We start from the raw sequence: 12731 nt of genomic DNA, 5'->3' as shown, positions 1-12731 counted from the left end.
GATTTGTGCTGAGTTTTTAAGAAGATTATCGGGTCAAGCCAGATAATAACGTGTGTTTTTTGTAGATTGCTTCGCTTTGCTCGCAATGACGATTTTTATTTAAAAATAAATTCACCACGAAGGCACTAAGACACGAAGTTTTTTAAACATTCCAGGCCTGGTGGGTGGTTTCTAGTCTGCTTTGCTCTCAATGTCGATTTGGTTATGGAGCTTATTTAATATAAAAACCTTCGTGCCTTCTCGGCTCTGCAGCCGAGTTCTTTGTTTCATGTCTTCGTGGTTAACTTTCTATGTAATTTTTTGTACTGTAAGTTGTTACATTACTTCTGGAAAAGCTGGCCAGTTGTAGTTTTTGTCGTTTACGGCAATAAAAAATGGGTTAAGCAATGATTCTGTTTGTATATATTCTAACGGGTGGCCTGCGGCATTTAGGACTGCGCCCCCTGCTGCTTCCAAAATACATTGGGCTGCTGCAGTATCCCATAAAGAGGTTGGACCAAAACGAGGGTAAACATCTACTTTACCTTCAGCCACTAAACAGGTTTTAAGTGCAGAGCCCATTTTAACGGTTGTGCAGTGACCTAGCTGCCCCATAAATCGTTGCAAAGCGCCGCCGTGTCTTCGGCTCACGGCCACTTTACAAGCAGAGCCCTCGTCAGGCAAAGGCTTCACTTGTATGCTTATCGCTTGTTCAAGCACAGCAGGCCAATCGAGTTTTAGCTTAAGGTTGCTTGGCATTAAGTTTTCTAACTTAGCCACCCGACTCGCTTGTTGCATTCCGTTATTCAGTCTCTCTGGTTGTTGAATTGCAAAATACATATTCCCCAACTCAGTACCATAAACCACCCCTAATACAGGGTGGTGGTTATGAATCAATGCAATATTCACACTGTATTCCCCTGTATTAGCAATAAACTCTTTCGTACCATCTAATGGATCAACCAACCAATAGGTTGACCAGGCCTGGCGTTCTTCAAATGGCACTCGCTCAACACTCTCTTCGGTTACCAAGGGAATATTTGGCGTCAGCTTTTGCAGGGCATAACAAATTAAATCATCTGCCGCTTTATCGGCCTCTGTGACTGGTGAGCCATCCGCTTTTGATTCAATATCCACCTCTTCGTCTTGGTGATAATATTCAGAAATCAATTGGCCTGCGTTGTACGCAATCTCGCAAACTTGCGGTAACCATTTTTCTAACGGTAAAGAGGAGTCCGACATGATATTCCTACATTTATTTATTTGGATGATTAGATGTAATTACGTTCTTTCAGTAAAAGCATTAAAGCGGCATAAGCGCGCCCTTCACTAAAGTCGGGATGTTCTAGTAAAGCATGCCAGTCAGACAGGTGCCATTTCACCACCTCAAGCGGTTCGGGTTCATCGCCTTCTGCGTCTTGAAGCGAAAGCCCAGTTGCCAACACAATATGAGTAACATGCGTCATATAACCCGCTGCCAAGCTGACTGAATCGAGCAGTTTTACTTCTGCAGGCAAATGGCCAATCTCTTCTTGGCTTTCTCGAATACTCGCCTCTTTCCAGCTCTCACCTGGGTCGATTTTACCCTTTGGAAACCCCAGTTCATAACGCCCAACCCCCGCACCATATTCGCGAATCAGTAAAATATGGTCATCTTCTAATAACGGTATAATCAACACCGCACCGTCTTCACTGCCTAACAGACGTTCATAAATAACTTGTGTGCCATTTGAAAACTCAATTTCTTGCGATTGCACAGTAAAAATCCGCGATTGTATTGCAATGTTTTCCGCTAGAATGGTAGGTGTTTTTTTAGACGATTTTTTAGACATTCGTATTAACCTGACGTTTGATAAATGGCGCAACAACACACACTAAATTAAAACGTAACTGTTTAAATAATTAAAATAATTTTGTACACTCTGATACTCATTCATCATACGCTAAGGGATAAACATTGCCAATGCAGCAAACGCCAACAAACACTTTAATTGACTGGTCAAATATTGAAACCGTACTGCTTGATATGGACGGCACGCTGCTCGATTTACACTTTGACTGGCACTTTTGGATGGATGTCATTCCACAAGCGTATGCGGATAAAAATACGGTTTCTGTTGAACATGCCAAAGAGCTGATTCATAACAAAATTCATTCGCAAACAGGCACGCTTAATTGGTACTGCTTAGATTATTGGACAGAAACCCTGGATTTACCGATTGCTGAATTAAAACGCGAACTTCGCCATCAAATTAAAGTGCACCCAGAAGTCATGGACTTTTTAGCGTTTCTAAAAAAACAAAATAAAACCGTCATTATGGTTACCAATGCCCACCGAGATAGCTTAGCCATTAAGCTAGAGATGACAGAAATCGGTGCTTATTTTGATAAACTGATTTCTGCACACGATTTTGGCATGCCTAAAGAAGACATTACTATCTGGTCTGAGATTCAAAAAGTGAAACCTTACAATCCAAAAACCACGCTATTAATTGATGACAATATCCACGCATTAACCACGGCACAAAATTACGGTATTAGACACCTACTCTGTGCCACTTTTGTTAGCCCAAAACTGGATGCGATTGACCCAAAAGACTTCCCGAGTTTTGAACGTTATTCTGAAATTATGCCGTAGTTTTTTTTGACTTTACCATCCTGAACAAAACATTCTACCAGGCCTGGTAGATTCAAAATAATCCACTACGCTTGAATAATAAATACCTTCTCTAACGCATTGATTCCTTTACGACTAAAAGCCACCTCTTCCACTTTGTTCACACTAGCAAAAGGGCTAAACAACTCCATCACTTCTGACTCTGAAACTGAAAATGGTGGCCCTGGCATTTTGTTTTGGTCATACTCCATGGTCACCAATAAAAACTGGCTGCCTTTAGGTAAAATCGCCTGTAAATGGGCAACGTATTGTTCACGCATTTTGGGAGGAAGAGCGACTAAGGCCGCTCGGTCATACACCACATGAATATCCGCACACTGCTCAGCAGTTAAATGAAAAAAATCGCCACATAACAGCGTCATATCTGGCATTTTGTATCCGCAATGATTGCCCTGTTCAATTGCCTCTGCATTCAATTTGTTTTCAGCCAAAAACTCAGCCAACGCTTTAGGACTCAATTCAATACCCAAAACAGAATGGCCTTGTTGCGCTAGCCAAATCATATCAAGTGATTTCCCGCACAATGGAACCAGTACATTTTCGCTGCCATTAAGCTTTAATTTTGACCAATGATTTTTTAAATAACCATTTACATCAGGCTGTTGAAAACCCACTACACCGCTAGCCCACATATCGTGCCAAAAATTTGCTTCCATTAGATTATTCCTTTACAACTTAGCCTTTATAATGTGCGATATCTTAACCCGAATATTTCATTTACACGGATGAAATCAAACCGCATTTTATAAAAAACAAACAGGATATAGGCATGCCATCTCCCAATAACCAAACCGACACACCAAAAGAGCAAAAACCAAAAAAACCAAAAAAACCAAAATTATGGCAAAAAAATTGGTTTAAAAACATAGTATGGGCGGTTATTTTTACAGGTGTTTTTCTTACGATTCGTCCCTATATGCAAGGTGATGTGATTCATGGTCAAGCCCCCAAAATGCAGGTAACCTCCATTACAGGCAAGACCTTAGATTTACAGGCGTTTAACCAACAAGGCAAACCTGTTTTAGTGCATATTTGGGCAACCTGGTGCCCAATTTGCAGCGTGAGCAAAGGCGGTGTTGAAGAGATTGCCAAAGATTTTGCGGTAATCAATATTGCCACCCAATCAGCCGATGACGAACAGTTGCTGACTTATGCATCAGAGAATGAGATGAACCCCAATTTTATTGTCAACGATTTAGAGGGTAAGTGGTTAAAAACATTCGGTGCTAAAGCGGTGCCTGCCGATTTCATTATTGACCCACAAGGCAATATCGCCTTTGTAGAAGTCGGCTTTACTACCGCTTGGGGCTTACGTTTGCGCCTTTGGTGGGCAGGTTTAAATAAAAACCAAGAGAGCGCACAATGAAATATGACGGTATGACCATTCATAGCGTGCGTGACGAATACGGCCTAATTGAAGTGGTACAAAATCGTTCTACTCGTAAACTGTATTTTGACTCACCGATTGAACAAAGCTGTTTGTATTTAAATGCGCCAATGACACTTAACTTTGAATATCAAGAAAAAATAATTGAGCGGGTATTGGCCTTTGCCAATCAGCATAAAAAAGAACAGAACTTGCGAGTGTTAATGCTTGGTATGGGTGGCGGTTCTATGGCGCACCATCTGTTTCATACGCTACCCAATATTCAACTGACTGTGGTCGAACTTCGCCAAGCGGTGATTGACTGCGCTTACAACTATTTTCATTTGCCTAATGAGCCAGAAATTGAGGTCGTGTGTGAAGATGCGATTACTTTTATGGCTGAAAATAATTTGGAAAACCTTAAAGACAACGCCCAGCACTATGATGTGATTATTGTGGATATTTTTGATGCCAACGGTTTGCCTTCTGAGCTGAGTGATAAACAGCTTCAAGAAAACCTTTGGCAAAATATCAATTCACCAGGCCTGGTAATTTTTAATTTGTGGTATCAATGGAATCAAACGCACAGTAATGGCAAACCCGTTCCCACTGCAGAAACCCAACAAGTCATCAATTTTTGGCAGAACAGTACGATTGAAAACACCGACTGCACACTTAACCGCTATAATATCCAGTCCAGTCAAAACTTGATTGCTGAAATTTTAAAAAATTAAAAAAATTAGTCTAATTTAGTCTAATTTCCTTCAACTTAACCTTTTACAAACGAAAGCGATACACCTATGGCCCTTCTATTTTTACGCGATATCTCACTCAGCTTTGGTGCCGCGCCTCTGCTCGATAAAATCTCTTTTCAACTTGAACCGAATGAGCGTGTCTGTATTGTTGGCCGTAATGGTGAAGGGAAATCGAGCTTATTAAAAGTGATTGAAGGTTTAATTCTGCCCGATGGCGGCACACGCATTGTGCAAGACGGTGTAAAAATTGCCAAACTTCAACAAGAAGTACCGCACGACACCACAGGTAGCGTGTTTCACGTGATTGCCGATGGTATGGGCAATATTGGGCATTTACTGGATCAATTTCATCAATTAAGCCTGCAACTTGAACAAAATTACAGCGACGAGATTTTAGAACAATTCACAAAAACCCAACAAGCGATTGAGTCGCAAAATGGTTGGGAGCTTAAACAAAAAGTGGATACCATTATCTCGAAACTCGGTCTGCCAGAAGACAGCGAATTTTCTACGCTTTCGGGCGGGATGAAACGCCGTGTATTATTAGCCCAGGCCTTAGTGCAAGAGCCTGATGTGTTATTGCTTGATGAGCCAACTAACCATTTGGATATTCCCTCCATTCAATGGTTAGAAGGCTTTTTGAAAAACATTCGCTGTTCTCTGATTTTTATTACCCACGACCGTGCTTTTTTACAAGCCCTAGCCACCCGTATTATTGAACTGGACCGTGGTAATTTAAGCAACTGGCAGTGTGATTACCACACCTACTTAGAACGCAAAGCCGAAGTGCTTGAGGCCGAAGCCAAACAAAACGCTCTGTTTGATAAAAAACTCGCGCAAGAAGAGGTGTGGATTCGTCAAGGTATAAAAGCGCGCCGTACCCGTAATGAAGGCCGAGTACGTGCTTTAGAAAAACTGCGTGAAACCCATCAAGCTCGCCGTTCGCAACAAGGTACGGCCAACTTACAAGTGAACCGTGCTGCCAATTCGGGTAAACAAGTCTTTGAGATTGAAGATTTAACCTTTAACTTTCCTAAAAAGCCGATTGTTAGCCACCTTAGCGCTCTGATTATTCGTGGCGATAAAGTCGGGATTATTGGTGAAAACGGTTGTGGTAAATCGACCTTATTGGCTTTGCTTTTAGGCAAATTACAACCCGATTCAGGTACAGTAAAACTCGGTACAAATATCGATATCGCTTATTTTGACCAACATCGTGCGCAACTCGATGAAAACAAACCCGTAGTTGAGAGTGTGTTAGAAGAGAGCGACCATGTCGAAATTAACGGCCAACGTAAACACGTGATGAGTTATTTGGCCGATTTTTTATTCTCGCCAGAACGTGCTAGACAACAAGTCAAATCACTATCGGGTGGAGAGCGTAACCGTTTATTGCTGGCTCGTGTTTTCTCAAAACCATCTAACCTCCTGATTTTGGATGAACCAACCAATGACCTGGATGTTGAAACTTTAGAACTGCTTGAAGAGTTATTGATGAACTATCAAGGTACCGTGTTAATCGTAAGTCACGACCGTGCTTTCTTAAACAACGTCTGTACCAGCAGTTTAGTGTTTGACGCCCCTGGCGTGGTCAATGAATATGTGGGTGGTTATGATGATTGGTTACGTCAACGCCCTGAGCAATATACTACGTTACACAAACCTATTCCAAAAGAACAAAAAACGTCTGCAACAACCATTGAAACTGAACAAGCTACCAGGCCTGGTAGTTTTGAAACAAACGCATCAAACAACGTTAAAAAACCTAAAAAACTCAGCTATAAAGACCAACGTGAATACGATGCGTTGCCTGAGTTATTAGAAACCTTAGAAGCAGAATTAGAAACCTTAAATGAGCAGATGGCGCAAGCCGATTTTTACCAGCAAGGTGAAGAGAAAGTACAAGCCACCCTTAAAACCCTAAGTGATAAAGAGACAGAGTTAGAACACGCCTTTGAGCGCTGGGAAATTTTAGAAGCGATGATAATGGGCGAAGAGTAATTTTTACAATTAATTGGTAAGCGCATTTTATGATTGATAAAACAACAGTTTTAACCACGAAGACACGAAACAAAGAACTCGGCTGAAGAGCCGAGAAGGCACGAAGAATTCTAGAATTTAACTCCTGTTTCATTTGAAGGAATTATTTGTAGAAGTTTAGACTTAATCTGGCCGTTTCATATTTTTAAGTATTTTTTAAACCTTCGTGCCTTCGTGTCTTCGTGGTTCACTTTTTTTAATTGTTTAAGGTCACTGCCGGTGTGATATCCCCTCGCAGGGCTTTCCAGCGGTTTAACTTTCGTAAAACCGTTAACATCGCTTTGGGGCTAATTGGTTGTCTTAAACAGAAACGGAAATATCCTTTATTGATTAACGGTTTGATTTGTTCACTCTCTTCCATTGTTGACGTTAAAATCAAAGGTGTTTGGGCAATACTGGGGTTTACCGCAGTAATCTCCTGCCATGCGGCTTCTAAGGCTATCGCAAGGTCGGCTGAAATAAACACGGCCACAAAAACTCTATGAGTTGAATATCGCCGAGACTCTAAGTCTGCCAACATCTCTTGCGCACTTTGCAAACCAATAACCTCAATGTCATAACGCTGTAAAAAGCTCTTAACCTGCATAAAACGTTGCTTATTGGTTTCACACAGCGCAATTTTTTTACCCTTTAGCCAAATTAACTTCTCTTTAATGGTCACTCAACTTCCTCGTTGCTATTTTCACACTCAATGATTTTTAGTGTGTCTTAGCCCTCTAGCTAAGGCTAAAATGTAAAGTTCATTATCTAAAATAGAAGCCTCTCTGCCAAGCTGAATCTTTTTTATCTGTGTAAAACTGGCCATAAAATACACCTCTCAATAGATAGAATAATCGGTTTACACTTCACACAGTTTTTAGACTAAAATAGCTCAATATTTTCAGTCCCTTTAGTTACCCCTTTTAGGAAAACAGTCTATGAGCTGCCAAGATAAGCATACTTACTCTACTTTTTGTCGTTCAACCAACAATGCCTTGAAAGAGCCAATGTTCTTTGGGCAAAACGTCAACGTAGCGCGTTATGATCAACAAAAGTATCCCTTCTTTGAAAAACTTATTGAGAAACAATTAAGCTTCTTTTGGCGTCCAGAAGAGGTGGATTTATCAAGTGACCGTACTGAATATTCTGATTTACCCGATAATGAAAAACACATATTTATTAGTAACTTAAAATACCAAACCCTTTTGGATTCAGTACAAGGTCGTTCACCAAATGTGGCACTATTGCCTTTGGTTTCATTACCTGAATTAGAAACCTGGATTGAGACTTGGGCGTTTTCAGAAACGATTCACAGCCGCTCTTACACCCATATTATTCGTAATATCGTGGCTGACCCATCGATTGTGTTTGATGATATTGTCACCAATGAAGAGATTGTAAAACGTGCAGAAAGTGTCACTCAGTATTACGATGAATTAATCGCCCTGACGAATCACATGTATGCCAATCAAATCGACATTGCTCAGGACGATGAATTCCGTAAAAAGATTAAAACCATGCTCTATTTAACCGTGGTTTCGGTAAATGTTTTAGAAGCGATTCGTTTTTACGTCTCTTTTGCTTGCAGTTTCTCGTTTGCAGAACGCTCGTTAATGGAAGGTAATGCCAAAGTCATTAAGCTGATTGCCCGTGATGAAGCCCTTCACTTGTCTGGAACGCAAAACATGATTCAGATGATGGCAGAAGGTAAAGATGACCCTGAAATGGCTGAGATTGCTTTAGAACAACGTGAAGCGACTTACGAGATTTTTAGAGAAGCCGCTGAGCAAGAAAAACAGTGGGCCGAATATCTATTTAAAGATGGTTCAATGATTGGTTTGAATGCGAGCATCTTAAAAGACTATGTTGAGTACATCACTAATGTCCGTTTGAGAGCAATTCAACTTGAGCCTATTTTTGCCAATACCAGTAATCCACTGCCTTGGATGAATAACTGGTTAGTGAGTGATAATGTTCAGGTAGCACCTCAAGAGTCTGAAATCAGTTCTTATCTTGTTGGCCAAGTTGACTCAAAAGTAGAAACAGACGACTTTAGCGATTTCTCTTTGTAATTTTTCACAGCAATCCCATAAGAAGCCATGCACATTATTTATGCATGGCTTTTTTGTTTCTACTCGCTATTAACTTACCAGGCCTGGTTAAACCAATCCTAGCTTTGCAACAAACAGCTTGGTATTTAAAAGCCCAGTTCAAACAGGCTTTTAATATGTTCAGTTGCCGAAACCCTTAAAGCACCTAAGTCATAACCGCCTTCTAGAACAGAAATCATTTTACCTTCGCAGTGTTTATTGGCTAACTTAATCAATTCTTGGGTAATCCAAACATAATCACTCTCATGCAGTTGTAAATTCCCCAATGGATCTAATGCATGGCCATCAAAACCTGCAGAGATAATGATTAACTCGGGCGCAAATAGGTCTAAGGCAGGCAAACCTTTTTCTGACCAGGCCTGCTTAAATTCCTCTGATTTAGAAAATTTGATAAGTGGCATTGTCACCATATTCTCAATATCAGAGCTCGGTTCGCTAAAAGGGTATAACGGATGCTCAAAACTGGACGCTAAAAACGCCCTAGGCTCTCTTCTTACAAAATCTTCTGTGCCATTACCGTGATGGACATCAAAATCCACAATCGCAACCCGCTTTAATCCATACTTTGCTAACGCATAAGCCGCCCCAACCGCCACATTATTGAATAAACAAAACCCTTTAGATTCATTGTATTCTGCATGATGTCCTGGCGGTCTTACATTACAAAACACACGTTTTGCTTTACCCGTTTGTACCGCATCAACCGCATCAAGCACCGCTCCCACCGCATGGCGAGCCGCATTCACAGAGTCTTTACAGAGGTGAATATCTTCAGCCACCTCAACCACCCCTTGTTCAGGCGTACTCTGTTCAAGCAAGGTAATTAATTCAGGGTGATGAAATAGCGCAATTTCTTCATTCGTAGCCGCACGTGAATCCGCATGCAAAAACCAGTCATAAAGTTGACTACTAATAAGATAATCTTGAATTCGCTTAAGACGTTCACCCATTTCTGGATGATAAACACCATTGTCATGTAAGATACATTTTCCACTAGTAATATATAAATTCACTCGTCACATCTCTTTAAGGTTTTTTTATGGGTCCACATTATCTTACCAACTTGTTTAAGCCAAATAGTATTGCGGTATTTGGTGCTAGCGAACGACCAGAATCGGTTGGTGGCAACGCTTTGCATAATTTATTAACCGCTGGCTTTAAGGGGGATATTTATCCTATTAATCCTAAGCATGAGCAGGTACAAAATCAAGTCTGTTATGTAAACATTGAATCCTTGCCTAAGGTGCCAGACTTAGCGATTATTGCCACACCAGCCAAAACGATTCCTGCCATTATTCAGGCTTGTGGTGAACAAGGCGTGGCTAATGCGGTTATTTTATCAGCTGGCTTTGAAGATAAAGCGGGTAAAGTGCTCCAGCAAAAAATGACTGAGACCGCTCGCACTTATGGCATGCGTTTAATTGGCCCTAACTGCTTAGGCATTATTAGACCCGAAATTGGCTTAAATGCGACCTTTAGCAAAAACCAAGCATTGGAAGGTAGTTTAGCTCTAGTCTCTCAATCAGGCGCTATCTGTACCGCTGTATTAGATTGGGCGGAAGCCAACGGCGTTGGTTTTTCACAAGTGGTTTCAACAGGTGATGCCGCCGATATTGATTTTGGTGAAATTTTAGACTTCTTAGCACTCGACTCTAAAACCAAAAGCATCTTGCTTTATATTGAAGGGATTTCAGAATCGCGCCGTTTTATGAGTGGACTCAAAGCGGCAGCACGTATGAAACCAGTGATTCTATTAAAATCAGGTCGTATGCCAGAAGGTTCAAAAGCTGCAGTATCGCACACAGGTGCTTTAGTGGGTGGTGATGATGTTTTTAGCGCGGCCATTGAACGTTCTGGTGCGGTGCGCGCGCAGTCCATTTCTCAACTGTTTGCCGCAGCCAAATCTCTATCTCATAACATTCAAATTACCAGTAACCGTTTAGCGATTCTAACCAATGGTGGTGGGCCTGGTGTAATGGCCACCGACCGCGCGGCTGAACTGGGGTTAAAGCTACCTGAATTAAGTGCTGAGAGCATCAAAAAATTAAACGATTTGTTACCAGAGCATTGGTCGCATGGAAACCCTATTGATATTTTAGGAGATGCCACTGGAGAGCGTTACACTCAAGCACTTAAAATTTGTCAAGAAGATGAACAGTTTGATGGCACTCTGATTATTTTAACGCCCCAAGCGATGAGTGATCCAACTGGCATCGCACAGTCGATTATTGAGTACCAAAAACAATCCGAAAACGATAAACCGATCTTTACCGCTTGGCTTGGTGAATCCTTAGTCAGTGAAGCACGTAATTTATTTAGTGAAGCCAAAATACCCACTTTCCGTACACCCGAAGCGGCTGTAGAAGCCTTTAGTTTTATTTCAACCTATCATCAAAACCAGGCGTTGTTAATGCAAACACCTGCGACAGCTGACCAGTGTTGTCAACCAACCGATACCGCTGGCGCACGTATTATTATTGATTCGGTTTTGGCAGAAAATCGCACCTTGCTTAGCAGTGCTGAAACTCGGGCGATTATGCATGCCTTTGGTGTACCGATTACCCCTGCGGTAGAAGTCAACAGTGCCACTCAAGCAATGGTGGCGGCCGAATCCATGGGCTTTCCTGTGAGTTTAAAAATCAATTCACCTGACTTAACCCATAAGTCAGATGTCGGCGGCGTTAAACTCAATATTCATAGTGTGCAAGAAGTACGTTCTGAGTTTACTAAAATGATTGAAAAAATCACTAAAGAACAACCTAATGCCACAATTCATGGCGTGACTGTTGAGCCTATGTTTAAGCGCCCCCACGCGCGTGAATTATTAGTGGGCGTAATGCGTGATCCCGTCTTTGGTCCTGCGATTACCTTTGGCAGTGGCGGAACCGCCGTAGAGGTAATTCAGGATCGCGCCATTGCCCTGCCACCGCTCAACCATTTTTTAGCCAATAAAATGATTCAAGGCACTAAAGTTTCCAAAATGCTTAAAGCATTTAGAGGATTGCCTGCCGTTAATCATGAGGCGATTGTAAATACCCTATTGCGTATATCCGATATGGTTGCACAACTCCCTGAAATACAAGAACTCGACATTAACCCTCTTTTTGCCGATGAAACAGGGGTAATGGCGGTTGATGCGCGCATTACGGTTAAGTCATTACCCGCCAATCATAAACCTTATCAACACATGGCCATACACCCTTATCCCAATGAACTTGTTCAATCGGTAGAAACACCGAAGGGGTTAAATATCCTAATTCGTCCGATTCGTCCAGAAGATGCCGAACTTGAACTCGATTTTGTTAGAAACCTGTCTGAACGCAGTCGTTTTTTACGTTTTATGAATAGCATGCAAACACTGACCCCCAAAATGTTATCTCGCTTTACCCAAATTGACTATGACCGAGAGATGGCTTTTATTGCAACCACCCAAGATGCTCAAGATAAAACCATTGAAATTGGGGTAACGCGCTACACCACCAACCCAGATGGTAAATCTTGCGAAATGGCGATTGTCGTACGTGATGACTATCAACATAAAGGGGTAGCAAGCGCCCTGTTAAATAGCTTAATTCAACATGCTAAATCAAAAGGAATACGCAAAATGGAAGGCGAAGTCTTAAGTGAAAACAGCTCAATGCTTTCACTATTAAGGCAGTTTAATTTCAAATTAAAAACCATGGCAGAAGATCGCAATGTCATTCAAATTGAACTGAACTTATAGAGAGTCTTTAATTTAAATACACTAAGAAATCGCTGTATTGCTTGTACTTACATGAGTTAGTACAAGCAAAAGAAGTTACCAGGCCTGGTAACTTCGCTTT

General features: G+C 41.4%; 11 protein-coding genes. 6 read left to right on the top strand and 5 right to left on the bottom strand.

Annotated features, from left to right (window positions below; translation table 11 throughout):
- Nucleotides 1-315: 315 nt before the first annotated feature.
- Both A379_RS09615 and nudE read right to left on the bottom strand, forming a co-directional pair.
- The gene (locus A379_RS09615; protein ID WP_040727762.1) at nucleotides 316-1221 is read right to left on the bottom strand and encodes a 3'(2'),5'-bisphosphate nucleotidase CysQ; all 906 of its coding nucleotides are present in this window, start codon (nucleotides 1219-1221) and stop codon (nucleotides 316-318) included.
- 29 nt (nucleotides 1222-1250) lie between these two features.
- Nucleotides 1251-1811, bottom strand: a complete 561-nt coding sequence (gene nudE / locus A379_RS09610) for an ADP compounds hydrolase NudE (RefSeq protein WP_040727761.1) — start codon at nucleotides 1809-1811, stop codon at nucleotides 1251-1253.
- 131 nt (nucleotides 1812-1942) lie between these two features.
- Here nudE and yrfG point away from each other — a divergent pair, with 131 nt between their 5' ends.
- Nucleotides 1943-2617 carry a GMP/IMP nucleotidase gene (yrfG, locus tag A379_RS09605; protein WP_040727760.1) on the top strand — a complete coding sequence of 225 codons (675 nt, stop codon included), beginning with the start codon at nucleotides 1943-1945 and terminating at the stop codon, nucleotides 2615-2617.
- 65 nt (nucleotides 2618-2682) lie between these two features.
- Here the strand turns inward: yrfG and A379_RS09600 are convergent, their stop codons facing one another.
- On the bottom strand, nucleotides 2683-3312 hold the full coding sequence (locus A379_RS09600; protein WP_040727758.1) for a thiopurine S-methyltransferase: 630 nt from the start codon (nucleotides 3310-3312) through the stop codon (nucleotides 2683-2685).
- 113 nt (nucleotides 3313-3425) lie between these two features.
- Between A379_RS09600 and A379_RS09595 the strand changes: the two genes are divergently transcribed.
- From A379_RS09595 to A379_RS09585, 3 genes are all read left to right on the top strand, one after another.
- Complete coding sequence (locus tag A379_RS09595; RefSeq protein WP_051145145.1) at nucleotides 3426-4022, top strand: redoxin domain-containing protein; 597 nt, start codon at nucleotides 3426-3428, stop codon at nucleotides 4020-4022.
- A complete protein-coding gene (locus A379_RS09590; protein WP_040727757.1) occupies nucleotides 4019-4756 on the top strand; it encodes a spermidine synthase in 738 nt (245 codons plus the stop codon). Before A379_RS09595 ends, A379_RS09590 begins: the two co-directional genes overlap by 4 nt.
- Nucleotides 4757-4822: 66 nt before the next feature.
- A complete protein-coding gene (locus A379_RS09585) occupies nucleotides 4823-6778 on the top strand; it encodes an ATP-binding cassette domain-containing protein (protein ID WP_040727756.1) in 1956 nt (651 codons plus the stop codon).
- A 235-nt stretch (nucleotides 6779-7013) separates the two neighbouring features.
- Here A379_RS09585 and A379_RS09580 read toward each other — a convergent pair whose 3' ends face one another.
- Complete coding sequence (locus tag A379_RS09580; protein ID WP_040727754.1) at nucleotides 7014-7478, bottom strand: hypothetical protein; 465 nt, start codon at nucleotides 7476-7478, stop codon at nucleotides 7014-7016.
- Between the two features lie 256 nt (nucleotides 7479-7734).
- On the opposite strand from A379_RS09580, the gene nrdB reads away from it, so the two are divergent.
- Nucleotides 7735-8868 carry a class Ia ribonucleoside-diphosphate reductase subunit beta gene (gene nrdB / locus A379_RS09575; protein ID WP_040727751.1) on the top strand — a complete coding sequence of 378 codons (1134 nt, stop codon included), beginning with the start codon at nucleotides 7735-7737 and terminating at the stop codon, nucleotides 8866-8868.
- A 125-nt stretch (nucleotides 8869-8993) separates the two neighbouring features.
- On the opposite strand, the gene A379_RS09570 is transcribed toward nrdB, so the two are convergent.
- Nucleotides 8994-9920: a histone deacetylase family protein gene (locus A379_RS09570; RefSeq protein ID WP_040727750.1), complete on the bottom strand. Its 927-nt coding sequence runs from the start codon at nucleotides 9918-9920 to the stop codon at nucleotides 8994-8996.
- Nucleotides 9921-9946: 26 nt separating this feature from the next.
- Between A379_RS09570 and A379_RS09565 the strand changes: the two genes are divergently transcribed.
- Nucleotides 9947-12631 carry a bifunctional acetate--CoA ligase family protein/GNAT family N-acetyltransferase gene (locus tag A379_RS09565; protein WP_040727748.1) on the top strand — a complete coding sequence of 895 codons (2685 nt, stop codon included), beginning with the start codon at nucleotides 9947-9949 and terminating at the stop codon, nucleotides 12629-12631.
- Nucleotides 12632-12731 lie beyond the last annotated feature (100 nt).

The organism is Thiomicrorhabdus sp. Kp2 (assembly GCF_000478585.1).
Taxonomy (GTDB): Bacteria; Pseudomonadota; Gammaproteobacteria; order Thiomicrospirales; family Thiomicrospiraceae; genus Thiomicrorhabdus.
This window is presented reverse-complemented; position numbering and strand designations above follow the sequence as displayed.